This window comes from Acinetobacter sp. YH12098 (genome assembly GCF_013419235.1).
GTDB lineage: Bacteria > Pseudomonadota > Gammaproteobacteria > Pseudomonadales > Moraxellaceae > Acinetobacter > Acinetobacter amyesii.
Genome location: NZ_VPAO01000050.1, coordinates 1 through 26,036, shown reverse-complemented (window position 1 = coordinate 26,036; position 26,036 = coordinate 1). Strand labels below are relative to the sequence as shown.

The window sequence follows — 26,036 nt, the reverse complement described above, 5'->3', positions numbered from 1 at the left end:
GTATTTGGATTGTCACTGCTTGCTCCAAAGTTAACATGTTGAGCAGTCCAAAATGACCGCTATATTAACCAAGGGGGTCAGTTTTTAAATGCCATTAGGGGGTCATTTTTACACTGCCGCTAACAACGGATTTATCTGTTCATGAGTGGGCTGCTCTTTTTTCAAATCTAAACGGATGATATTTACAGCTTTAAATTTACCTTGATCTTCTTCAATCCTGTATTTGAGATTTTCTCCAACACGTGGTTCGATGTGTCGGCTAGGAAAATCACGAATATGAAAAAATAAATCCTGTGCTTGATCTTGTTGTATAAATCCAAAGCCGCGCTCAACGTTATAGCTTTTGATTTTCCCCTCTTTAAACATAAAAATTGTCTCTCATCTTTTCTTTTAATACTCTTATGATAATAAAAAAAGAGGCCCTATAGACCTCTTTTCGATTTCAATGATTTCCACGAAATCTTAAAATCACATTATTTACGCAAATTTGAAAGCAAAGCTGAAGTAATCGACTGGTTATTTGCCACGACTTTAGATTTTTTAGCTTTTGCAGATTTGTCTTCTTCACGCTCAATGTTAATGGCCTTATAACGATCTCCATTTTCCACCACATTAAATTTCACGCGATCATTACGTTTTGGTTCGACACCATCTGCGGGAAAGTCAGAGATATGGAAAAATACATCACCTTCTTCACATGAAAGAAAGCCAAAGCCCTTTTCAGGATTGTACTGCTTCACTTTACCTTTATATTGTTCGGACTTCATAAAGTACCCTATTCCATTTATGCCAATGTCTTTAGTATATAAAAAAGAGGCTATAAAAGCCCCTTTTCGGTTCATGATGCAAAAATTAGTCTTTTTGAACTGAACCGAAAATTTTATCGCCTGCATCGCCAAGACCAGGAACGATATAACCGTTTTCATTTAAACCTTGGTCTACAGATGCTGTGTAAATCGTTACGTCCGGATGAGCTTCATTCACACGTTTAATGCCTTCTGGAGCTGCTACAAGCACCATGACACGAATATCTTTACAACCACTGGCTTTTAGAACGTCAATAGCAGCAACGAGCGATGAACCTGTTGCAAGCATTGGGTCAATAATCATCGCTAAACGGTTTTGTACGTCTGGTACTAATTTTTTGTAGTAAGTACGCGCTTCTAAAGTTTCTTCATCACGCTCTAAACCCAATACAGATACTTTCGCACTTGGAATCAGGTTTAAGAAACCATCCAACATACCAATACCTGCACGTAAAATCGGTACGACTGTTATTTTTTTACCGGCAATACGATCTACAATTACTTTACCATTCCAACCATCAATTTCATGATCGACCATTGGTAAATCTTTCGTTGCTTCATAAGTCAGAAGCATAGTCACTTCTTGAGCAAGCTCACGGAAGTTTTTAGTACTAATATCTGCACGACGAAGTAAGCCGAGTTTATGTCGGATTAAAGGATGACGGATTTCATGGATAGCCACGGGAGAACACCTAAAAGGTTAAGATAAAATTTCAACCATTATAAAGCTATTTAACAAATGATAAAAATAAAAAAGCCCCCTTTACAGGAGGCTTTTTTGTAATAAGCAAATTAATTGCTTAATTCATTAGTTAAAACCACTCTGAATTAAGCTAAAAATGAACTGTTGTAATTCAGGTGAAATCGCAAAGTATGCCACTTGAGATACTGCAATGATTGGATCTGGATATACACCGATCAACAACACAAGTGCAGCTGCGCCAAGCACCATAATACCACCCACTTTTTGACCCCAATGATCGACAGCATCGATACGTGGGTTTTCCGGTGGAGTCATGTACATCACAATCATCACACGTAGGTAGTAGTACAAACCGATACCTGAACCAAGGATCACCATCGCAGCTAAGAACCATGAACCACCAGCAACCGCTGTTTTGATCACAAGGAACTTACCAATAAAGCCAGCTGTTAATGGGATACCTGCAAGAGATAACATCATGACAGTCAGTGTTGCAGTCAACACTGGACGACGCCAGAACAAACCACGGTACTCCGCAAGGCTACCTGCTTCGTCTTTGTTGTTGTAAGGGCTAGACATCAGTGTCACAACACCGAACGCACCAATCGTTGTTAATACATAAGTAATCACATAGACGTTGACGCTGCTGAATGTTGCAAAGCCTTGTACTTGAACAAAGTCAGTATTACGTGCACTGACAATCGCAACAAGTAAGTAACCAAAGTGAGCGATTGAAGAGTATGCAAGGATACGTTTCAAGTTCACTTGACGTACTGCTAGTAAGTTACCCGCAAGGATAGACAATACTGCAATGATGGTCACGATCGTGATGAAGCTGTCAGAAAGGATTAAGCCAGAAGCTAAGAAGTAACGAACGAATAGACCGATCATTGCCACTTTAGCCACAGTCGCTAAGAATGTCGCGATTGGCGCTGGCGCACCTGCATACACGTCTGGTGTCCATTTATGGAATGGCGCAAGAGACAATTTAAATGCAACAGCAAATACAATCAGTGCAAGACCAAGGACTACACCCGGTTGGCTGAATGTTGTGAACATTTTGCCTGGTTCAGCAACGAATGCCATTGTACCTGTGTACGCATATACATAAGCCATACCCATCAACAACATCGCAGAAGCAGTTGCTGAAAGCACCAAGTATTTCACACCCGCTTCAAGCGACTGTGAACGTTGGTGTGTATAAGCCAATAGGCCGTATACAGGAATCGACATTAACTCAAGACTGATAAAGAAAGACGCATAGTGCGAACTTGCAACCATTAACAATGCACCTGTTACAGAGCACAGCATCAAGATATAAAGTTCTTCACGGTTATCTTTATAGGTTTCGATATACGCATGTGACAATGTGCAGCAAGCAAGTGCTGTAATCAAAATCACGAATTGGTACAACATCGTAAATGGATCTACGATGAACAAATTCATTACGTTTGCAGGTGCATACTGCCCTGCAACGAAAACAAAAATAATATAAAAGGCTGCAAGGTTCAGACCGATAACGGAAGTCGTTGCAACTAAATTGTGGTTACGCTTGATTGCAATTAGCAACATCACGACGATCGCAGTTAAAGCCACGATCATCACAGGAGCTAATGGCATAAGCTCAGAAAATGACATTGTGAAGTCCATGGCTTATTGCATCTCCACATTTTCAGGTTGTACAGCAATCTGCTGCACAACATCAACGACTTCTTGAACTGGAATATAGCTATTTGCAATCCACGCCATGCTTGAATTTGAAATATCAAGGAAGGTTTGTGGGAATAGACCAAGCCATACTAGACCAAGAGCACAGATTAAAAGAATCACAACTTCACGCGCATTTAAGTCTTTCAACGGATTTGCGTAATGCTGTTTTTGTTCTTCGTTTGGTGTACCAAACAACGCTTTGTGGATCAGGATTAAACCGTAAAGGCCGGCAAATACTAAGCTTACTGCAGCAAGGATTGTGTACACAGGGAACTTGTCATAAGAACCCATCAAGATCAGGAATTCACCGATGAAGTTACCTAGACCCGGAATACCTACAAGTGCCGCAACAAAGAACATTAAGAAGAATGAAAGGTATTGGAACTGACCACGAATACCGCCCATCAAACGCATGTCACGTGTATGCAGACGTTCGTAAACCTGACCACACATAATGAACAATGCAGCAGAAGATAGACCGTGAGCCAGCATCATAATCATTAAGCCTTGGAATGTCAGGATGTTACCTGCATACAAAGCAAGAAGTACGAAGCCCATGTGCGAAATAGATGTGTACGCAAGCAGACGTTTCATGTCTGTTTGTTGGAATGCACACCATGCACCGTAGAAAATACCGATTAGACCAAGAATGATCGCGATGTCAGCAAACTGAGCAGATGCTACTGGGAAGAATGGAATAACGAAACGTAAAAGACCATAAGCCGCAGTTTTAATCAAGATACCTGCAAGGTCGACAGAACCCGCTGTAGGTGCTTGCGCATGTGCATCTGGTAACCAGCCGTGTAAAGGGAAAACTGGAAGTTTTACCGCAAAACCAATGAACATACAGATCATGAATGCATACGCAAGTGCTGGAGCTTTCGCCTCAACAGTGTGTGCAACACTCATCAAGAAGTCATAGTTAAAGCTGATTTGACCGTGAAGTTGGAAGCCAACAACCACTAGACCCAAGATACCGATCAACATGATCAGACCCGCAACCTGAGTATAGATAAAGAATTTAGTTGCAGCGTAAACGCGTGACTTACCTTCTGCCCCTTTATGACCCCAAAGTGCGATCAAGAAGTAGATTGGTACCAGCATCATCTCCCAGAAGAAGAAGAATAGGAACATGTCAATCGCTAAGAATACACCGATCACACCACCTAAAGACCACAGTAGGTTTAAGTGGAAGAAACCAACGTTCTTTTGAATCTCACCCCATGAACAGCCGACCGCAAGTACACCCAGTAATGCAGTTAAACCTACCATAAGCAGTGAAAGACCATCTACCGCAAGGTGAATATTAATCCCTAAAGTGGTAATCCACGGTAGGTTAAATTGAGCAGCCCACTGTGGAGCTTGTGTACCCAACTCGTAGTTATAAGTACCGCTTTGCCATAAAACGACGGTTAACACCAACGTTAATAGCATACCAATTAAGGCAATATAGCGTGGTAAGTGCTTGTCGAGTTTATCGACAAGCCAGCATACAAAACCTGCAATGAACGGAATAAGGATCAGAGCGGGTAGAATTAAATTGTTTGGAGTTTCCATTTTATTTCCCCACGACCTGAATCACGACCAGGATCAATAGTAATGCAAACGTACCGAATGCCATACTAGATGCGTATTCACGCAATGAACCTGTTTGACGTGAACTTGTAAAGCTATTACCGCCTTTAACAAGTGCAGGCAATACAAGCCATAAGCCGTCAATTGGATCACGACCAAAGATTTTAGCCAGTAGCAAATAAGGCTTAACGAAAACAATGTTGTACAAAGCATCGAAACCAAGTGCATTACGACAGATATTTGCAAGACCCGCGCCCAGTGAAGTTTTCGCGAACGATTTCACTGCACCATAAGCAAAGGCAAATAACACCACACCCACTGCAAGACCTGCAAGTGCAATACCAACAGCTGTGTATTCAGCGCTATGCATACCATGTTCTAGCGCTTCTGGAATATTAAACGCTGGGATTTGTGCAGCATTTAAAATATTCGTTACTGGTGCTTTTAAGACATAAGCTAAACCAGTTGAAAGCACTGCAAGAATCGCCAATGGACCCCAGTAAGTAACACCTTTGATTTCATGGTAAGGCGTGTTTTCTTTACCAAAGAATACAACCCAAATAAGACGGAATGTATAAATTGAAGTTAAGAACGCACCTGCTACACCAGTCCAGTACAAGCAGTCATAAACTGCAATCGCTTGACCTTTCACCCATACCGCACCAAGAATCGCATCTTTCGAGAAGAAGCCGATCGTGATGAATGGAATCGCTGCCAATGCACCGCCACCAATCGCGAAACAAGCAAACAAGAATTTGTTTTTGTGGAATAGACCACCCATCTTGAAGATGTTTTGTTCGTGATGGTAAGCCAAAATCACAGCACCAGAAGACAAGAATAATAATGCCTTGAAGAATGCGTGAGTCAGCATGTGGAATAGACCGGCTTGGTAAGCTTCAGCACCTACAGCCATAAACATATAACCCAACTGACTCATAGTAGAGTAAGCAAGAATACGTTTGATGTCTGTTTGTACCAATGCAGCAAAGCCCGCAACCAACAATGTTACCGCACCTGTGATTGAGATGAACATCATCACTTCTGGCGCTTGTTCAAACACGCTGAACATACGGCTACATAGGTAAACACCTGCTGTTACCATTGTTGCTGCGTGGATCAATGCAGATACTGGTGTAGGACCAGCCATCGCATCTGCCAACCATGTTTGTAATGGGATCTGAGCAGATTTACCTGCAGCACCCAAGAACAACATCAATGCAGTCCAAATTGCAATCGAAGAACTCTGAGCCAAAACTGTTGGCGCAGCAGCTACAACTTCTGCAATGTTTAAAGTGCCGAATTGTTGGTAAATCAAGAACAATGCGATTAGTAGGAATACGTCACCCACACGTGTCACAGTGAATGCTTTAATTGCAGCAAAACCGTTTGCAGGTGTTTGGTAGTAGTAACCAATCAATAGGTATGAACATAGACCTACACCTTCCCAACCGAGGAATAACAACGCTAAGTTGTCACCCAACACTAAAAGCAGCATGCTTGCCACGAATAGGTTGAAGTATGAGAAGAAACGTGCAAAGTCTTCTTCGCCACGCATGTACCACGTTGCAAAGATGTGAATTAAGAAACCCACACCTGTGATCATGCCCATCATCAATAATGATAAGCCATCTAAATGAAGCGTGAAGCCCGGTGCTAAGTTACCTGCACTGAACCAAGTCCAAAGATGCTGAGTTGTTGCAACTGAACCATTATTAACAAAGTCGATACCGGCAATTAATGCAAATAAAGCTGAAAGACCCACTGAACCTGCACCAATAATTGCAGCAACTGATTCAGGAAGATTTTTACGACCTGCCGCCAACAGGATAAAACCAATTAGCGGGAAAAGTACTGTTAAATATAAATAACTCATCCGCGCATCTCACTAGCAGCATCCACATCCAGATGATGGAAGCGATGATAGAACTGAAGGACGATCGCAAGACCGATACAAGCCTCTGCTGCAGCAAGCGTTAAGATCAAGATAAACATCACTTGACCATCTGGCTGTGCCCATGCACTTCCTGCCAAAACGAACGCTAAAGCAGCTGCGTTCATCATGATTTCAAGGCTCATTAAAATAAATAGTAGGTTGCGTCGAACCATCACACCGTAAAAACCCAGTGCAAAAAGAATGGTTGCAACGATCAAACCATGTTCTAAAGGGATGTTGCCCATTATTCTTTGTCCTCTTCTGCACCTGGCTCACGTTTGCCAAGATGGAATGCAGCGACAAGTGCGCCAAGCAATAACATCGCAGCAACTTCAACCAGCAATAAGTACTGAGTAAAGAGTGAAGTACCCACTTCTTTCGGACCGACAACTTGAGCACCCATGACAGTGCCAGCAGTTGTGTAGTCTGACTTCAACATCCAAACAAGGATTAGACCCATCAGGAAGCTCATCAACGCAGGATATGCCCACGCTGAAGAAGTCAGCCATTTGCTTTCTTGTTCAACTGTATTTTGACCAAGATTCAGCATCATCACGACGAATACGAATAGCACCATGATTGCGCCAGCGTAAACGATAATTTCGAGGGCACCGGCAAACGGCGCACCCACGATCATGAAGATACCTGCAACTGCAAGTAAAGAGATAATCAAGCTTAATAAAGCATGTACTGGGTTCGTGTTAGTTACAACACGAACGGTAGAGACGATGGCCACAAGCGCCATCAAATAAAATGGCCACATCATGGTAATAGACTCCGTACATCAACTGGTGTGCTTTCGCGTTGAGCCTGACCTTTATCTTTACCAGCAACAGCCATACCTGTTACGCGGTAGAAGTTATAGTCTGGGTATTTACCAGGACCTGAGATAAGAAGGTTTTCTTTCTCATAAACTAAGTCCTGACGAACATACTCACCTAACTCAAAGTCAGGTGTCATTTGAATCGCAGTCGTAGGACATGCTTCTTCACACATACCGCAGAAAATACAACGTGAGAAGTTGATACGGAAAAATTCCGGATACCAACGACCATCTTCTTTTTCAGCTTTTTGTAGTGAAATACAGCCGACTGGACATGCAACCGCACAAAGGTTACATGCTACACAGCGCTCTTCGCCATCAGGGTCACGCGTTAACACGATACGACCACGGAAACGTGGTGGTACGATGTCTTCCGCTTTAACCTCTGGATATAAAATGGTGTCACGTTTACGTGTCGCGTGTGAGAATACCATCCACAACGAACGTACAATTGACCCAAATCCAGCTAGAAATTTAAACATTTTATTCTCCTTGCTGTCTTAGGCCTGATTCATCAGAATCACAGCACCAGTTACCAGAAGGTTAACCAACGCCAATGGCAAGCAAATTTTCCAACCAAAGTTCATAACTTGGTCATAACGTGGACGCATTAAAGAACCACGAGCCAAGACAAACATCATTACAAAGAATGCTGTTTTAATAATGAACCAGAACGCAGCTGGAATGAATGGAATATCTAGGTTGAAAGGCGCTAACCAACCACCGAAGAATAAAGTCACGATTAATGCAGAGATCAGTACTACGTTGACGTATTCCGCAACGAAGAACATACCCCATTTCATACCGCCGTATTCGACATGGTAACCTTCCGCCAATTCTTGTTCTGCTTCTGGTTGGTCAAATGGATGACGGTGAGTTACCGCAACACCCGCAACCACGAAGATCAAGAAACCTAAGAACTGAGGAATAACAAACCAAACATCACGTTGAGCTTCAACAATTTCACGCATGTTGAATGAGCCTGCAATCGCAACCACACCCATTAGTGAAATACCCAAGAACACTTCATAAGAAATGGTTTGAGCAGCAGAACGTAAACCACCAAGTAATGCGTATTTGTTATTTGATGACCAACCACCGAACAATACTGCGTATACCGCAATACCAGCCATTGCCATAAAGAACAATAGACCGATGCTCATGTCTGAAACACCTAAATAAGGTGAAACAGGAATAACCATGAACGATAGCACCGCAGTTGCCATCGCAACTGCTGGAGCCATACGGAAAGTCAATTTGTCAGCAAATTTTGGTGTCCAGTCTTCTTTGAACATGATTTTCAGCATGTCGGCAACAATCTGGAACATACCGCCCGGACCTACACGGTTCGGACCGTAACGGTCTTGCCACAAGCCGAGTAAACGACGTTCAATAAAAGACATCAACGCAGCGATCAATACCACAACCAGTAAGATCACAATTGCTTGAAGAACTGAATAGGCGATTGGCCAATTTTCAGCCCACAGCGGCGTTTGACGGATTAATTCTTGTTCCATGAATTACACTCCTACCGCGACTGAAACAGGTTCTGCAAGCGATACTGTAGGTGCTAGACCCACTGGATAACCGATATAACCTGTAGGTAAGTATTCAATCACTTGAACTGGAAGGACGATTTCAGCATCCCCTGCTTTCACAGCGATACGTTGACCATCTTGAACATTTAAGCGTGCTGCATCTTGTTCACCCACAGCAAACATTGCTTCAGGAATACGTGATTCCATCGCAGGTGTTTTCACTGTAAATTCACCAGAAGCGAAGATGTGATGCATCGGTACAAGACGGAAGCTTTCACCATTAACCGCAACAGGTGCAGGTGCAACGAAAGTACGTGCTGGACGTTTCGCTAAACGATCGAATAAACGAACGCCTGCATCACCACCTTTTAAGTGACCACCCACGTTGTCTTGGAATTTGTTCCAAGCTTGTGGAGAGTTCCAACCTGCAGACCAAGCAAATGGTACAAGTGAAGCTGGAGTTTGGTTACCTACATAACCTTCCATAGAGAACGTCAACGCAGAGTCTTTATCGACTGGTTGTTTTGGTTCGTGAATAGAAAGTGGTGCGCGCATCGCTGTACGACCTGAGTAACGACGTGGTTCACGTGCCACTTTCAGACCATGTACACGGAAGCCAGCATCTGGTGCGACATCTTGAATCGCTTCAAGTGCAGGAACGTTTTTCGCTACTGACTCGATCACGTCATCAAGAAGTGTCCAAGAAATCGCTTTGCCTTTCACGCCAGTTTCAATGGCATGTAACCAGCGCCAAGATTCTTTGATCGCAAGTTCAGGTTTATAGTAGCTTGGGTCATACACTTGGTAGAAACGTTGTGCACGGCCTTCTTGAGAGACAACAGTACCGTCACCTTCAGCAAATGAAGCAGCAGAAAGTACGATGTTGGCTTTCTTCACAGTTTCAGTTTCAGAATGATCAAGTACAATCACTTCTTTACCAGAAAGTGCAGCATTCACCTGAGCGGCTGGTAAACGACGATAAAGGTCATTTTCCACCACGATCACGGTATCGTAATCTTGTGCAAATGCTTGTTCTAAGCTTTGACCACCAAAGATCGCTAAGCCCATTGAGTTCACTTCAGGAACAGTCAATGTTAAGCCCGCATTACCAAGGTTCTGTGCAACTTGTGTAGCAGCTTCCATGATTGATGCGTCTTGCAAGCTTGTACCAGAGATGATTAATGGTTTTTTCGCAGCTTTTAAAGTGTCAGCAATGGTTTGTGCAAATGCTTTTGCATCGTCATCCAAACCTAAGATCACTTCACCTTTGACAGCAGCAGCGACCGCAAAACCTAAACGTGCAATGTCGTTAGGTGATGCAACAACTTCACCTGTTGCAACATCAGCTAAACGTGTTTGAGTTGCAGCAAGGATGTAAATCGGAGATTTGGCATCTTGAGCAATACGTTGTACAGGTTCAGCCAACCACTCTTGCGTACGGCGCTCTGCAGCCATTTCTTTAGCTTTATTTTTCGCAGCTTGGCGAACAGATAGAGCCATACGAGGCGCAGTTTGAGTCAGATCTTCACCCAAAATCAACACAGCATCGTAGCTTTCGATTTCACGCATACCAGGGTTATAAACACCTTCGGTTTGCATAATAGAAGCTGCAAGTTCAACAAGTTTTTGCTCTTTTTGAGACATACCCGTTGAGAAGTTGTCTTGACCTACAAGTTCGCGAAGCGCGAAGTTTGATTCAAGTGATGCACGTGGTGAACCGATACCCAATACTTTTTTGCCTTGGATATTTTCAATTACGGTATCCAATGCTTGGTCTACAGAAACTGTAGTTACATTTGCACCAGAACGGAATTGTGGTTGACGTGGACGATCTTCACGGTTCACATAACCTGTACCGAAACGACCTTTATCGCAAAGGAAGTATTGGTTCACGTCACCGTTAAAGCGGTTTTCTACACGACGTAGTTCGCCATAACGTTCACCCGGAGAGATGTTACAACCTGAAGAACAGCCTTGGCATACGCTTGGCGCATACTGCATGTCCCATTTACGGTTATAGCGTTCAGAGTGAGTTTTATCTGTGAATACACCTGTTGGGCAAACTTCAGTCAAGTTACCAGAGAATTCAGATTCTAAAGTACCTGATTCTGGACGACCAAAGTAAACACGCGAAGCGTTTGCATACACACCAAAGTCCGTACCACCTGCATAATCTTTGTAGTAACGCACACAACGGTAGCACGCGATACAACGGTTCATTTCATGAGAAATGAAAGAGCCTAGCTCTTGGTTGTAATGCGTACGTTTTGTGAAGCGGTAACGACGACGGTCATGCTGAGTCATTACAGTCATATCTTGTAAATGACAGTGACCACCCTCTTCACAGACTGGACAGTCGTGTGGGTGGTTGGTCATCAAGAATTCAACAACAGAAGCACGGAAATTCTTTGCTTCGTTATCTTCAATCGAGATGTAGGTATTGTCAGATGCAGGCGTCATACATGACATAACTAAACGACCGCGAGTATCTTCAGGATTCGCGTATTGAGTCACAGCACATTGACGGCAAGAACCGACAGAACCTAAGGATGGATGCCAACAAAAGTATGGGATGTCGATGCCAAGGCTAAGACATGCTTGTAGCAAGTTCTCTGAGCCGTTGACTTCATACGATTTTCCATCGACATGAATTGTAGCCATAGTCGAATTCCTTAAGCTTGTTCTACGTTGCTAGTTTGAGCTGCCGCATTTACGACTTTAGCTTCAAACTCGCCACGGAAATGTTTGAGTGCGCCCATTAACGGTTCCATCGCACCTGGAGCATGCGCACAGAAAGTTTTACCAATCCAAAGCTTACGAGTAAGTTCTTGTAAGTGATCGATATCTTCTTTCTTACCTGTGCCATCTTCCAAGGCTTTAAGCGCTTTAACCGCCCAAGGTAAGCCATCACGGCATGGTGTACACCAACCGCAAGATTCACGCGCAAAGAATTCTTCTAAGTTACGTGTCGCAGAAACCATACACTGAGTTTCATCAACCACCATGAGCAAACACGTACCTAAACGTGAACCTGCTTTCATGATGCTTTCAGCATCCATAGGAAGGTCAATATGTTCAGCAGCAAGGAAGTCTGTAGAAGCACCACCCGGTAACCATGCTTTGAGTTTTAAACCATCACGCATACCACCCGCATGATCTTCAATCACTTCACGCGCAGTTGTACCAAATGGAAGTTCCCAAAGACCTGGGAATTTTACTTTGCCTGAAGCGCCATAAATTTTAGTACCTGGATCTTTCGACTTACCTTCAGATAAACCGATATACCATTCAGGACCACGAAGCATAATTGCGGGTAAGTTGTTGTAAGTCTCTACGTTGTTAACAATCGTAGGACGACCCCAAGCACCTGCAACTTGTGGGAATGGCGGTTTAGTACGTGGGTTCGCACGGCGACCTTCAAGCGAGTTAATCAATGCAGTTTCTTCACCACAGATATAACGACCCGCACCAGTATGCACGTGTAACTCGAAGTTCCAACCTGTACCTAAGATGTTTTCACCCAAGTAACCTTTGGCACGAATTTGGTCCAATGCTTCATTTAAGTATTGAGCCGCTTCGATGTATTCACCACGGATGAAGATATAACCCTGTGTTGCTTCTAATGTATAAGCAGCAATCAACATACCTTCGATCAACTGATGAGGAAGTTTTTCCATCAACAGACGGTCTTTAAAGGTACCTGGTTCCATTTCATCGGCATTACAGATGAGGTAACGAGGGCCTGAGTTATCATTTGGCGCCATAAGCGACCATTTGATCCCTGCAGGGAAGCCCGCACCACCACGACCTTTTACAGTCGCAGCTTTAATCACTTCAAGCACTTCTTTCGGTTGCATGCCAACAGCTTTCTTAAAGCCTGCATACCCTTCAAGTGCTTCGTAATCATCTGCACTGCGAACGTGTTCCTGTTTGCTCAAACGCCATGTGAGTGGGTGAGTTTCTGGGTTACCGTCGCCATAAATTGGTTTTGGTTCAGTATTCATACATACTTCTCCAATAACTGTTTAATTGAAGTCACTTCAACTAGACCGTGAGTGTCTTCGTCAATCATTAACGTCGGACCTTTGTCACAGTTACCTAGGCAGCAAATTGGCAATAAAGTAAAGCGACCATCTGCAGTCGTTTGACCAAATGAAATGCCTAATTCACGCTGGAATGCTTCAGCAAGTGTTTCCGCACCCATCAAGAAGCAAGCAATCGAGTCACATAATAAAATTACGTGGCGACCAACTGGTTGACGGTAAATACGGTTATAGAAAGTAGCAACACCTTCTAGGTCTGCAAGGCTCATGCTAAGCAATTGAGCAATAGCATTCATCTGTGCATCATCTACCCAGCCATTACGGCGTTGTACACACTTCAAAGCATCAAGACATGCTGCGCGTGGGTACGGATAGTGACCAATGTGATGTTCGATATCGTGGATTTCTTCCGCAGTTAAAATCCCTTCAACATTCACACGTGGTTTTTTGTCAGTCAAAATCATCATAATGCGATTACCCCTTAGCGATCCACGTCAGCCATTACGACGTCAATTGTCGCTAAATAAATGATTAAGTCAGACATTAAGCTGCCGTTAATCACAGAAGGCATTTGCTGTAAGTGCGTGAAGGTTGGTGTACGGATACGTGTACGGTAACTCATCGTTGACTTATCTGAAGTCAAGTAGTAGTTCGACGCACCTTTTACCACTTCCGCCATTACAGAGCTTTCGCCTGCTGGCATTACAGGACCCCATGACACGCTCAAGAAGTGCGTAATCAATGTTTCGATGTCTTGTAAAGTTTTATCTTTTGGTGGTGGAACAGCCAATGGATGGTCTGCTTTGTATGCACCAGAAGGCATGTTGTCTAAACATTGTTTGATGATTTTCAGTGATTCTTCAATTTCACGGAAGTGAACAAGAACACGTGCATAAGCATCGCCTTCGTACTCTAAAGGCACATCGAAGTCGTAGTTTTCGTAGCCGCTATACGGACGATATTTACGAACGTCGAAGTCGATACCTGTAGCACGTAGGCCTGTACCTGTTACACCCCAAGCCAATGCTGATTTTGCATCATACTGAGCAACATTACGGGTACGACCGATAAACACTGAGTTTTTCAGTGCCGCAGTGTAGTACTCGTTCATACGCTTCGGCATCCAATCTAGGATTTCGCGAATGAGGTGCTGCCAGTTGTTTGGCAAGTCGTGCGCTGTACCACCGATACGGAACCATGCTGGGTGCATACGGTAACCCGTGATCGCTTCGATCGCGTCATAGATTTTTTGACGGTCAGCGAACATATAGAATACAGGGGTCATACCGCCGGCATCCTGAATCGCAGTACCAATGAACAACAAGTGGTTATTGATACGGAACAATTCAGACATCATGACACGGATACATTGTGCACGGTCAGGAACGGTAATCCCTGCCATTTGCTCTACGCCAAGAACGTAAGGCATGTTTTGCGCACAACCACCTAAGTAGTCAACACGGTCTGTATACGGAATGAATGAGTGCCATGTTTGACGCTCAGCCATTTTTTCCACACCACGGTGGTGATAGCCGATGTCAGGAACACAGTCTTTCACTTCTTCACCGTCCAACTGCAAGATCACACGGAAGGCACCGTGCGCAGATGGATGGTTAGGACCCAAGTTTAGGAACATGAAGTCTTCATCATCGTTCCCACGCTTCATACCCCAATCTTCAGGTACGAAACGAAGATGTTCTTGTTCGTAATCCTGTTTCGCTTGGTTTTGGCGATAAGGCGTGTATTCGGTCGCACGTGCAGAATATTCTTTACGTAACGGGTGACCTTCCCAATATGTTGGCAACAAGATACGACGGAGCATTGGATGCCCTTCGAAGTTGATACCAAACATGTCGTAAGCTTCACGTTCGTACCAGTTGGCATTCGGCCAAATATTGGTTGCCGTTGGAATGTTTACATCATTCTCAGCTAATGCAACCTTGATACGAATATCACTGTTACGCTCTAACGATAACAAGTGATAGAACACAGTGAAGTCAGATGCAGGCAGACCATCGCGGTGTGTACGTAAACGCTCATCAACCGCAGACAAGTCAAACAGCATCACGTATGGACGTGACACCGTACGCAAGAACATTAAAACTTCTTGTACACGTGCGCGCTCAACCCAGACTGTTGGAAAGTCTTCAAAAGTCGTTTGCACGTAGAAGTTCTCACCAAATTTGGTTTTGAGCTCTTCTACAATTGCAAATGCAGGGCGGGAATCAACTGGAGTTGATTCTGGCATAGCAATGTCAGTTTCAGCCATTGGCTTGGCTTCCTATTTAATACAAATTCAGTCAATCAAAACGACAATTACACCCAGTCCGGGTGTATCAATATTTCGTCGCAGTGATTATTTAATTTCATCCATTGAGCGTAAGTTTTTCACTGCAATACGCTGTGCGTTCTTACGGTCACGTTCTGGCATCATCTTTGGCTTATACACTGGCTTAAGATCATCACCAATCACGGCCGATAAAGGACGGCGCTCAAGTTGAATCTGGTCTTGCAATAACATCAATGCCTGAATTAAAGCTTCAGGACGTGGTGGGCAACCCGGGATATACACATCGACAGGGATGATTTTATCCACACCTTGTACAACTGAATAAATGTCGTACATACCACCAGAGTTTGCACATGCGCCCATTGAGATTACCCATTTAGGCTCAAGCATTTGCTCGTACAAACGTTGAATTACAGGCGCCATTTTCATGAAGCATGTACCTGCAACAATCATCAAGTCAGCCTGACGTGGTGAAGCACGAATAACCTCGGCACCGAAACGTGACAAGTCATGCACGCCTGTTAAAGTCGTTGCATACTCTACGTAGCAGCAAGATGTACCAAAGTTAAACGGCCAAACTGAGTTTTTACGACCCCAGTTTACTGCTGTATGTGCAACATCCTCTAAACGAGTCATGAACACATTTTTATTCACTTCTTCTTCAAGCGGATCGGTAACGATTTGACGCTCTTGAAGTGGATATTGATCAGCATCCGGATTCGCACGGGTTAATGTATATTTCATCCCGTCTTACTCCTTGTCAGATGATGCAGTCGGTGACTTAGATTTCACACGACCAGATGATTGCGCTGGAATTTGACCTGTAGGGTCCATAACCAACTCTTCAATAGAGTTAAAGCGTGTGATTTCTGCGATGTCCATATTTGGTGAACCAATTTTCAACGCTTTACCTGCAGCTTTACGCTTATCAGAAGGCGCCCAATCTAATGCACCTACTTTTACCGCGTAAATTAAAGCAATCAATAAATCGACCACAAAAATAACCACGGTAGTAAAACCAAACCAGCCTGCTTCACGAACAGAAGTAGACCATGCATATAGATAAAGTGCTTCGATATCAAACACGACGAAGAAAATTGCAACTAAATAGAATTTCGCAGACAAGCGAATACGTGCACCACCAGCACCTACTACACCTGACTCAAACTGCTCTTGCTTAGCACGACCCCATGATTTACCCCCAAGGAGTAAAGGGACGGTCAGCATAAAGACGCAAAGGAATGTAACGCCGATCACGAAGGCAATAATTGCCCAATCGTATGGAGTAATGGCACTCATGCGGGGATAACTCCTGGCAGGCCTATTTATTAACAAAGAATGTATGTATTGGCCTTCAAATACACCAAACACAAAATTAATCCCGCCAATTGTACCTGATTGAGGAGGCTTCTTGCTAGCTTATCGGTATTCGTCTTTAGGATGATTTTTTAATCATTTCAGCATTTAAATTGGGTTTACTCCCTTAAAATTAGGATTAATCGCTTAATTAGATTAGATTGCATTTTTTTATTAATTATTACATTTATGTGATTTTATCAGAAAATTATGACTGTTCAGTTTCATCAACAAACCCTTCATTTCTCAGCATACACGTTCAAATTGGCGTATTTTTATCAACTGTGTCATTTATTAAATAAATACTCCCCCACCTCAACTTTGTTGTTTCTTTATTCACTTCTTTTGCTTTTGATCTTTTCTTCAAATGAAAAGCCAGCTGTATTGGTTCTATGTAAAAAGACATTTTTTTAGCTTCTTGTGGCTTTTTTGCAATTCTTTGACACGACCTATAAAGAGTGTGATATTTGTAGTTAAAACACAAAAAGCAATCACAACGGAGAGACAATAATGACTTTAGAATTTACGCATAAACCTGATTATTTTCTATCTGCGCAATTGGTGATTCACCATATTAAAAACTACTTAGATAAGCACCCTGATGCTCAAAATGCCATTTTTGATTTACGTGATATCTATGAGTTATTACGTCAAGATTTAGCTTCTGCAACCACCAACCTTAGCGGGATTATGAATATTGTAGATGAATATAAAATTGAGACTCTAAACGGCGACCAAAAACTCATTAGCAATTATTCTATCGATGCTAAAAACAACTCTTTACTCATCGATTTCAATGCAGATGCCCTTGCTGCTCTGAAAAATGGCAAACCCATTATTGAACCTGATGCAACGATTACCGAATAAATAAAAACCTGATGTAAAAAAGCCATTCAAATTGAATGGCTTTTTATATGTACCACTCGCTAAATACAGCTGAGTTAGATTTCTTAGGCTGTTTAGCTTTCATTGGCACTAAGCTCTTTACCATCTAGCTTCGGCTTATTCTTCTTAAAACGTGTCGCAGGCCATGTCATGGTAAAACGCGCCCCACCCAATGTTGGACTTCCATCAATACCAACTGTTCCACCAAACCAATAAGCAATACGGCTAACAATCGATAAACCTAAACCATAGCCCCCTGAAGCACGGGTACGACTATCATCTAAGCGTGCAAAGGCATCAAAAATACGCTTACGATCTTCTTCTGGAATGCCGGGGCCATCATCTTCAACACAGATATAGGCCATGCCTTCATCATTCACACCACCACTGATCAGCACTTTATCATCACAATAACGCACTGCATTACCCACCAAGTTTTGTACAACGCGATGTAAATAGCGACGCTCGGTTTCCACAATCACCCCAATCGGTGGTGCTTGCAATTCCAAGGTTTTCCCTGTCTTTAAGGCTTCGGTTTCAATCAAGACCTGATCTAAAACTTCAAACAAGCTGACATCTTCAAACTCTAAAGATGGCATGCCCTGTTCGAGCTTGGCATAAGTCATGATCTCATCAATCAAGGTATTGAGAGCTTCGATATCTTTGTCGATTTGTTCAACTTGCTGCTGACGGTAGTCGTAGTCGTCTTCATCCGCCATCATTTCTACACCAAAGCGAATCCGCGCCACAGGTGTTCGCAGTTCATGCGATACCGCGCGCATCAACTCACGCTGTGCTTCAATTAAACGTTCAATATGATCTGACATTGAGTTATAGCTCGATGCCAAGGTACCAAATTCATCGGTACTTTCGACAGGCAGACGTACAGATAAGTCCCCGCCCTTCATTTTATTTAACGCATAATTTACAGCACGCAGCTTACGTTGCATCGGCACCAATAGACCATAAACACCCAAGCTCAAGACAAACAAGCTCAGTAGCGTAATACCGGCTGCCAACTGAAAAGGCATCCAATTGAATAGCGGTACCGGCCCCATAACCAAGACTTCTGAAGTTGAGCTTGGAATTGGCGATACGATCGAAATAGTTGTACCGCGTTCCGTCGCACTGTCACGATACAAAATAATACTGTGATCTAAACGTAGCCGGCCGATTTGCTCAGAATCTAAAGGCAAACTCTGAACATTTTGAATTGAAATTGGATATGAAAAATGATGCTGAATTTTTTCAAGATATTGTTTTTCTTGACCTGGGTAATAAACCAAATAATCCAGTATAAAGACAGGCAACGCCTTCATTTGGCGTTCTGAAATATTATCAGCTTTTATATACAGTAGATGTGCAGGATCATCTTTTAAACCAATAATAATATAAGCTGCTGTGGTTTGTGCGTCCCAACGCACTACAGCTTTACGCTCTTCTATACGTTTTGTTTCCGCTCGGGTTAAATCAACCTGATTAGCTTTTACATAATAAATAGGCAACTCAAGTAGATCAGATGCATCTGACACCCAATCTGACTTTTGTTGTTCATTTGGCTGACGTGCAATACCTTCACTTATAATGAAAGCCAAACCGTCAGTAAGCGATTCACGATATTCTTGCGCGCGCTGGTAGTTAATGATTTGCACCAGCAAATAGCCAAATGTAGCGACTAAAAAGACTAAAATCAGTAGCCCCGCATAAACGCGCAAAAATATACTGTGTTTAAACACGTAAAAGTGTCCTACTTTGCCAAACTAAGGGACGGTATTTTACATTAAATGCCGTTGGTTTCTTTTACGAATAAATAACCTTTACTACGTACGGTCTTAATGCGTTTCGGGTTTTCTGGATCATCGCCAATTTTTGGACGAATTCGCGAGATACGCACGTCAATTGAACGATCTTGACCATCGTATTCAATACCACGCAGACGCTCAAAAATATCTTCACGAGAAAGAATGCGACCTGCATTAGATGCCAACAACCATAAAAGGTCATATTCTGCACTGGTAAAGTCAACCAACTCATTATTGAGTGTGACAGAACGACCACCATTATCAATTACAAGATCATCAAATTCGATGCGCTGTGCAACCTCATCTTCTGGTGCTTTGTCTGTACGACGTAATAATGCACGAATACGCGCAAGTAAAACGCGAGGTTGAACAGGTTTTGCAACATAGTCATCTGCACCCATTTCTAGACCCAACACTTGGTCCATGTCTTCGGTACGTGCAGTCAACATTAAAATTGGTTGATGGTAGTGTGGACGAACTTCACGACAAATGGTTAAACCATCTGCACCCGGAAGCATCACGTCGAGTAATACCATATCTGGTTGTTCAGCGATAATACGGCGAATCGCACGATTACCGTCTGGTTCTACCCCAACTTCAAGTCCGTTACGGATTAAGTATTCTTGAGTTAAACGAGCAAGACGCTCATCGTCTTCAACAATTAAAATTTTAGGTAACTTTTCTTCTTGGCTCATTGATTGCCCCTTATTTGATTGGGCGTATCCTATTTGAAATCCGATAGATACGCTTAAACATAGTTTGCAATATACACACGTTTACATTGTAAACAAGATGGCATTCACCAAACTGATACATCAATATCGTATTTTGTAATAAATTTTAACCTGCTACATTTTTGCAGCCGTATTTACCAATCATTTCCATGCCCTATTGCTCACAATACCAACAATTATAAATTTGGATACATTTTCATCGAATAAAAACTGACTGATTAATTCACAACTTTTTAGGCTTTCTGAAGTTATCCACAATGTTATCTATAAGCACTCTTTTTCGACTTTGCTATGCTATGCCCTTGTCGGATAAGGCATATATAACAAAGATAAAAAATAGGGATTTTTTGAGATGGATTTCTGCCAGAAAAGTTCAAAGCATTTAGTAAAATGTCAATATTGATATACCCTGAATTTTCCCGTATCTTGTGTTCAATAAATTTTTAAACCACTAGGTCTTGTGTTTAAACCTCAAACACTGTGGCATAAAAATTGCCCAGTTCAAACGGTCCTAACATAAAAATAGATGACAAATGGAGCTATGCTAGCATGAGCGTAACGAATTCAACCCCTGGTCAAATTCAGGTGATTAAACGCACCGGTGACGTTGCACCTTTTGATGCAGAAAAAATCTCTGTGGCGATTGGTAAAGCGTTCTTGGCCGTTGAAGGCCAGCAAAGCGCTGACTCCAGCCGTATTCATGACCGTATCTCTCAATTAACTGAGATGGTATTGAATACCTTTAACCGTCGTTTACCTTCTGGCGGTACCATTCATATTGAAGAAATTCAGGATCAGGTTGAACTTGCGCTTATGCGTACAGGTGAGCAAAAAGTTGCTCGCTCTTACGTGATTTACCGCGAGCAACGTGCTGAAGCTCGTAAACAAACTGGTGCTCACCACCACCCTACTTTACAAGTGACAGGTTCAAACGGTCAGCTTAAACCGCTTGATCTTGGCGCACTTGAGGCAAATATTGTTAAAGCAGCTGAAGGTTTAGAAGGCATCGATGTTCGAGCGATTATCGATGAGACTGTAAAAAACCTTTATAACGGCGTAAAAGAGTCAGACATCTCAACGACCATGATGATGGCTACTCGTACACGTATCGAACAAGAACCAAACTATACATATGTGACTGCGCGTTTATTGCGTAACGACCTTGTTGCTACAGGGTTAGAGTTCTTAGGTTTAGATAGTGACACGAATGAAGGCGACGCTTTAGAAACTTTCTTGAAGAAAGGTATCGAGCTTGATCTTCTTTCTCCAGAACTACTTAACTTTGACCTTGCAAAATTGGCTGCTGCGATTCAACCAGAACGCTCAAACCAATTTACTTATTTAGGTCTACAAACTTTATTTGACCGTTACTTCATCCACTCAGATGGTGTACGTTTCGAATTACCACAATTATTCTTCATGCGTGTTTCAATGGGTCTTTCATTGAACGAAGAAAACCGTGAAGAACGTGCAATCGAATTCTATAACTTATTGTCTAGCTTCGATTACATGGCATCTACGCCTACTCTATTTAACTCTGGTACTTTACGTCCACAGTTATCTAGCTGTTACTTAACAACGATTTCAGATGACCTTTACAACATTTATGGCGCAATGCGTGATAACGCAATGTTGTCTAAATGGGCGGGTGGTTTAGGTAATGACTGGACGCCAGTTCGTGCGCTTAACTCGTACATCAAAGGTACAAATGGTAAGTCACAAGGTGTTGTACCGTTCCTTAAAGTTGCCAACGATACTGCTGTTGCAGTCAACCAAGGTGGTAAACGTAAAGGTGCAGTATGTGCATACCTTGAAACTTGGCACTTGGACATCGAAGAATTCCTAGAACTTCGTAAGAACACAGGTGATGACCGTCGTCGTACCCATGACATGAACACAGCAAACTGGGTTCCTGATTTATTTATGCAACGTGTATTCGAAGATGCTGAATGGACTCTGTTCACACCATCTGAAACACCTGATTTGCATGACCTAACAGGTGCAGAATTTGCTGAACGCTATGCTTACTACGAAGGCATTGCGAAAGAAACCAACATGCTACATAAGAAAGTCCGTGCGAAAGACTTATGGCGCAAAATGTTGTCTATGTTGTTTGAAACTGGTCACCCTTGGATCACATTCAAAGACGTATGTAACTTACGTTCACCACAACAACACGTTGGTGTAGTTCACTCTTCTAACTTGTGTACAGAAATTACGCTGAACACGAACGAAGATGAAATCGCAGTATGTAACTTAGGTTCAATCAACCTTGTACAACACGTTCAAGGCGGTGTGTTAGATCGTGAAAAACTTGCTCGTACAGTAAAAACTGCTGTTCGTATGCTCGACAACGTGATTGACATCAACTACTACGCTGTTCCTCAAGCGCGTAACTCGAACTTGAAACACCGTCCAGTGGGTATGGGTATCATGGGCTTCCAAGATGCTTTATACGAAATGAAATTGGCTTATGGTTCTGATGCTGCGGTTGAGTTCGCTGACGAATCTATGGAAGTGATTTCTTACTACGCAATCCAAACGTCTAGCGACTTGGCACTTGAACGTGGTACTTACGAGACATTTAAAGGTTCACTTTGGGATCAAGGTATCTTGCCAATTGACTCTTTAGATATCGTACAAAAAGCACGTCCTGACCGTATGTTCGAAGTTGACCGTACAACACGTTTGGACTGGGATACTTTACGTACTAAAGTTCAAAAAGACGGTATGCGTAACTCAAACGTGATGGCGATTGCACCGACTGCAACCATTTCGAACATTTGTGGCGTGTCTCAATCAATCGAACCAACTTTCCAAAACTTGTATGTGAAATCTAACCTTTCTGGTGAATTCACAGTGATCAACCCGTACCTAGTACGTGCGTTAAAAGATCGCGGTCTTTGGGATTCTGTAATGGTGAACGACCTGAAACACTTCGAAGGTTCGGTTCAAAAAATTGCACGTATTCCTGAAGAGCTTAAAGCAATCTTCGCGACTGCGTTCGAAGTTGAGCCACGTTGGATTGTTGATGCTGCATCACGTCGTCAAAAATGGATCGACCAAGCTCAGTCTCTTAACCTTTACATCTCTGGTGCAAACGGTAAGAAACTTGATATGACGTACAAAATGGCATGGTTACGTGGTCTAAAAACCACTTACTACCTACGTGCATTGGGTGCGACTTCTGCTGAGAAATCAACCATTAACACTGGTGCATTGAACGCGGTTAAGCCTGCTACTGTTGCTGCACCTGTAACTGCTGTTGCGAAAGAAGAACCTAAAGCTGAAGTTGCTGCTGAAGAAGAAGGTTTTGGTCAAGCAGCTCCAGTGCCAATGGCATGTTCAATTGACAACCCTGATTGTGAGGCTTGTCAGTAAGTTAACTGAATTAGGAATCAACCGGGATTTATCTCATCATTGCGATCTAGCAATGGTTGATTCTTATGAGTGGTTAGCATAAGAACTCACTCTTGCTACTTCGTATTGATTGATTCCGTTTAGGAGCGAACATGTCGAAGAAGTTGAAAGATTTTCGGAAGAAAGTGCGTGTAGTTATTGAAGAGTCTGAAAGAGTTATATACCGAGTACTTCTAGTTTGTTACTTAATGACAAGTGGAAGCGCTGGACACTCCTCAGATATTCAAGCTCAAGATATTGAAGAGACATTAGTGACTCAAGTTGCTAAATCTCACAAGGAAATATAATTCAACAAATTATATTTCTAATCCCCCTAAATCCCCCTTTTCCAAAGGGGGACTTCCGTGAAAACAAAATAATTCACGGAAATCCCATCCTTTATTAAAGGAGGGGTTTGGGGAGGATTTAATATTTAACAATCAAGGACACCACCATGCCACATATGACGCATAACTATCAGTTAGGGTTAATTGCCTTGGTGGTTTCCTTTATTTTGACTTTTTATGTCCCGATCGCCTATTTCTGGTTCAAGGCATATAAATCGCGTAATCAAAATAAATAATATTTTTGTCCATTTATTTAAATTTAAAAAAACCTGCTAAGTGTCCAAAAACTGATAAAACAGACCATTTCATCACAGTCTACATTTAAAACAAGGCCTCTAATTCCGAGGTTTTTAATCGTATTTAAAATATATAACCAAATGATTTTTATTGTTTTTTTCAATTAATTATTAACAAATATTAATATTATTAAAATCAAAAAATTAGATGACAATTACTACCTCAATGGTTAATTAAACAACTATTTCATCTATCAAATTAGGCCAATAAAAACTACAATAGCTCCCAAATTTATTAAATAACTAAATCGCCTAACTTTACAAATGCTTGATTGTTTTTCACACACTCATTCATGCTTTGTAAATAAGTGAAGCGTATAATTTGTGAGAATTGATATGTCTATCCTAAGTTGGGACGATTTCGAAGATGATGAACCGAAACAAGCTGCACAAGCTCACCAGCCTGCGCCCGTCGAACCGCAAAAAACGACTGATTCGCAAGTGGTATCTAATGCACAGCACTCATCGCCGAATTTGGCAGCTGCACAACCCGCTCGAACCAGTACAAATCGACCAACAGATCCAACCGATCCGTTGGCAAGAGCATCTAACGCTCTAGAAAATCTAGACGTTGCACCTGGCTTAGAAGAGCTAGAAATGGGTGCTCAGCGTGTTCAAGTTGACGATAAAGCGATGATCAACTGCCGCGCTGACTTAAACCAACTTGTACCATTCAAATACGAATGGGCTTGGCAAAAATATCTAGACGGTTGTGCAAACCACTGGATGCCGCAAGAAGTGAACATGAACCATGACATCGCACTTTGGAAGTCTGAAAATGGCTTAACCGAAGATGAACGTACCATTGTTATGCGTTCTTTAGGTTTCTTCTCGACTGCGGATTCATTGGTTGCAAACAACTTGGTTCTTGCAATCTACCGTCACATCACCAACCCTGAATGCCGTCAGTACATCTTACGTCAATCATTTGAAGAAGCGATTCACACGCACGCTTACCAATACTGTATCGAATCTTTAGGCATGGACGAAGGCGAAGTCTTCAACATGTACCGTGAAATTCCTTCAGTGGCTCGTAAAGCAGCTTGGGGTCTGAAATATACACAATCTTTAAGTGATCCTACGTTCAAAACAGGTACACCTGAAAACGACCAAATCTTGCTTCGCAACTTGATCGCGTTCTACTGCGTACTTGAAGGTATCTTCTTCTACTGTGGTTTCAGCCAAATCTTGTCTATGGGTCGTCGTAACAAGATGAATGGTGTTGCTGAGCAATTCCAATACATCTTACGTGATGAATCTATGCACTTGAACTTTGGTATCGACATGATCAACCAAATCAAGATCGAAAACCCTCACCTATGGACTGCTGAGTTCCAAGAAGAAATCATTCAAATGATTCTTGAAGGTACAATGCTTGAAATCGAATATGCACGTGACACTATGCCACGCGGTGTATTGGGTATGAATGCAGGCATGATGGAAGAATACTTGAAGTTCATCTGTAACCGTCGTTTAAGCCAATTGGGCTTGCCTGAACAATTTGCTGGAGTGAATAACCCATTCCAGTGGATGTCAGAAATGATGGACTTACGTAAAGAGAAGAACTTCTTTGAAACTCGCGTAACGGATTACCAAACTGGTGGCGCGTTAAGCTGGTAATTGATAAATATTTAAACCCTCTTCGGAGGGTTTATTTTTTGAGAATAAAAGATCTCTTTCATAAATCAAAAAACGATCTTCTTTTTGGTTAATATTTGCACTCCGGATTTCTTAGCATTCGTGCATAATCTGCGGATGAAATACATCGATTCAAACAAGCTTTCTGATCCTCAGTT

22 protein-coding genes and 1 pseudogene are annotated in these 26,036 nt (G+C 42.4%); 5 read left to right on the top strand and 18 right to left on the bottom strand.

From position 1 onward, the window contains the following. Positions 1-147: 147 nt before the first annotated feature. The 16 genes and pseudogenes from FTU38_RS14745 to ndhC all read right to left on the bottom strand — a co-directional run. A pseudogene (locus FTU38_RS14745) lies at positions 148-366 on the bottom strand (cold-shock protein); the annotation flags it as partial. A gap of 107 nt (positions 367-473) precedes the next feature. Then, positions 474-767 carry a cold shock domain-containing protein gene (locus FTU38_RS14740; protein WP_168378567.1) on the bottom strand — a complete coding sequence of 98 codons (294 nt, stop codon included), beginning with the start codon at positions 765-767 and terminating at the stop codon, positions 474-476. Positions 768-852: 85 nt separating this feature from the next. Further along, positions 853-1,488, bottom strand: coding sequence for a uracil phosphoribosyltransferase (gene upp / locus FTU38_RS14735; RefSeq protein ID WP_168378566.1), 636 nt, complete (start codon positions 1,486-1,488; stop codon positions 853-855). A gap of 126 nt (positions 1,489-1,614) precedes the next feature. Beyond that, positions 1,615-3,159, bottom strand: a complete 1,545-nt coding sequence (gene nuoN, locus FTU38_RS14730; RefSeq protein WP_180111677.1) for an NADH-quinone oxidoreductase subunit NuoN — start codon at positions 3,157-3,159, stop codon at positions 1,615-1,617. Between the two features lie 3 nt (positions 3,160-3,162). Continuing rightward, positions 3,163-4,776, bottom strand: coding sequence for an NADH-quinone oxidoreductase subunit M (gene nuoM / locus FTU38_RS14725; protein ID WP_078191096.1), 1,614 nt, complete (start codon positions 4,774-4,776; stop codon positions 3,163-3,165). 1 nt (position 4,777) lies between these two features. Beyond that, positions 4,778-6,667 (bottom strand): NADH-quinone oxidoreductase subunit L, encoded by a 1,890-nt coding sequence (gene nuoL, locus FTU38_RS14720; protein WP_078191097.1) that lies wholly within the window; start codon positions 6,665-6,667, stop codon positions 4,778-4,780. Then, the gene (gene nuoK / locus FTU38_RS14715) at positions 6,664-6,972 is read right to left on the bottom strand and encodes an NADH-quinone oxidoreductase subunit NuoK (protein WP_067665227.1); all 309 of its coding nucleotides are present in this window, start codon (positions 6,970-6,972) and stop codon (positions 6,664-6,666) included. The genes nuoL and nuoK overlap by 4 nt, the downstream gene beginning before the upstream one ends. Continuing rightward, positions 6,972-7,490 carry an NADH-quinone oxidoreductase subunit J gene (nuoJ, locus tag FTU38_RS14710; RefSeq protein WP_171262661.1) on the bottom strand — a complete coding sequence of 173 codons (519 nt, stop codon included), beginning with the start codon at positions 7,488-7,490 and terminating at the stop codon, positions 6,972-6,974. Before nuoJ ends, nuoK begins: the two co-directional genes overlap by 1 nt. Further along, positions 7,490-8,032 carry an NADH-quinone oxidoreductase subunit NuoI gene (gene nuoI, locus FTU38_RS14705; protein ID WP_078191099.1) on the bottom strand — a complete coding sequence of 181 codons (543 nt, stop codon included), beginning with the start codon at positions 8,030-8,032 and terminating at the stop codon, positions 7,490-7,492. Before nuoI ends, nuoJ begins: the two co-directional genes overlap by 1 nt. An 18-nt stretch (positions 8,033-8,050) precedes the next feature. Continuing rightward, the gene (nuoH, locus tag FTU38_RS14700; protein WP_078191100.1) at positions 8,051-9,067 is read right to left on the bottom strand and encodes an NADH-quinone oxidoreductase subunit NuoH; all 1,017 of its coding nucleotides are present in this window, start codon (positions 9,065-9,067) and stop codon (positions 8,051-8,053) included. Between the two features lie 3 nt (positions 9,068-9,070). Beyond that, entirely contained in the window at positions 9,071-11,749 is a 2,679-nt protein-coding gene (gene nuoG / locus FTU38_RS14695; RefSeq protein WP_180111676.1) for an NADH-quinone oxidoreductase subunit NuoG, read from the bottom strand. An 11-nt stretch (positions 11,750-11,760) separates the two neighbouring features. Further along, positions 11,761-13,092: an NADH-quinone oxidoreductase subunit NuoF gene (nuoF, locus tag FTU38_RS14690; protein ID WP_111884890.1), complete on the bottom strand. Its 1,332-nt coding sequence runs from the start codon at positions 13,090-13,092 to the stop codon at positions 11,761-11,763. Next, positions 13,089-13,598, bottom strand: coding sequence for an NADH-quinone oxidoreductase subunit NuoE (gene nuoE / locus FTU38_RS14685; protein ID WP_078191103.1), 510 nt, complete (start codon positions 13,596-13,598; stop codon positions 13,089-13,091). The genes nuoF and nuoE overlap by 4 nt, the downstream gene beginning before the upstream one ends. Positions 13,599-13,612: 14 nt before the next feature. Then, positions 13,613-15,400, bottom strand: a complete 1,788-nt coding sequence (nuoC, locus tag FTU38_RS14680) for an NADH-quinone oxidoreductase subunit C/D (RefSeq protein ID WP_078191104.1) — start codon at positions 15,398-15,400, stop codon at positions 13,613-13,615. 87 nt (positions 15,401-15,487) lie between these two features. Then, positions 15,488-16,165, bottom strand: coding sequence for an NADH-quinone oxidoreductase subunit B family protein (locus tag FTU38_RS14675; RefSeq protein WP_078191105.1), 678 nt, complete (start codon positions 16,163-16,165; stop codon positions 15,488-15,490). A gap of 6 nt (positions 16,166-16,171) precedes the next feature. Continuing rightward, positions 16,172-16,720: an NADH-quinone oxidoreductase subunit A gene (gene ndhC / locus FTU38_RS14670; protein ID WP_078191106.1), complete on the bottom strand. Its 549-nt coding sequence runs from the start codon at positions 16,718-16,720 to the stop codon at positions 16,172-16,174. Positions 16,721-17,287: 567 nt separating this feature from the next. On the opposite strand from ndhC, the gene FTU38_RS14665 reads away from it, so the two are divergent. Continuing rightward, positions 17,288-17,644: a hypothetical protein gene (locus FTU38_RS14665; RefSeq protein ID WP_180009319.1), complete on the top strand. Its 357-nt coding sequence runs from the start codon at positions 17,288-17,290 to the stop codon at positions 17,642-17,644. A gap of 92 nt (positions 17,645-17,736) precedes the next feature. Here FTU38_RS14665 and bfmS read toward each other — a convergent pair whose 3' ends face one another. Together bfmS and bfmR are read right to left on the bottom strand one after the other, a co-directional pair. Further along, complete coding sequence (bfmS, locus tag FTU38_RS14660; RefSeq protein WP_180039654.1) at positions 17,737-19,398, bottom strand: sensor histidine kinase BfmS; 1,662 nt, start codon at positions 19,396-19,398, stop codon at positions 17,737-17,739. 44 nt (positions 19,399-19,442) lie between these two features. Then, positions 19,443-20,159 carry a response regulator transcription factor BfmR gene (gene bfmR, locus FTU38_RS14655; RefSeq protein ID WP_067764711.1) on the bottom strand — a complete coding sequence of 239 codons (717 nt, stop codon included), beginning with the start codon at positions 20,157-20,159 and terminating at the stop codon, positions 19,443-19,445. A 588-nt stretch (positions 20,160-20,747) separates the two neighbouring features. Between bfmR and FTU38_RS14650 the strand changes: the two genes are divergently transcribed. The 4 genes from FTU38_RS14650 to FTU38_RS14640 all read left to right on the top strand — a co-directional run bounded on the left by FTU38_RS14650 (position 20,748) and on the right by FTU38_RS14640 (position 25,860). After that, complete coding sequence (locus tag FTU38_RS14650) at positions 20,748-23,579, top strand: ribonucleoside-diphosphate reductase subunit alpha (RefSeq protein WP_180009864.1); 2,832 nt, start codon at positions 20,748-20,750, stop codon at positions 23,577-23,579. Positions 23,580-23,710: 131 nt separating this feature from the next. Next, positions 23,711-23,905: a hypothetical protein gene (locus FTU38_RS14645; protein ID WP_180004740.1), complete on the top strand. Its 195-nt coding sequence runs from the start codon at positions 23,711-23,713 to the stop codon at positions 23,903-23,905. Between the two features lie 146 nt (positions 23,906-24,051). Then, positions 24,052-24,180, top strand: a complete 129-nt coding sequence (locus tag FTU38_RS16905) for a hypothetical protein (RefSeq protein WP_257220656.1) — start codon at positions 24,052-24,054, stop codon at positions 24,178-24,180. Positions 24,181-24,576: 396 nt separating this feature from the next. Further along, a complete protein-coding gene (locus FTU38_RS14640) occupies positions 24,577-25,860 on the top strand; it encodes a ribonucleotide-diphosphate reductase subunit beta (protein ID WP_078191110.1) in 1,284 nt (427 codons plus the stop codon). The last annotated feature ends 176 nt before the right edge of the window (positions 25,861-26,036 follow it).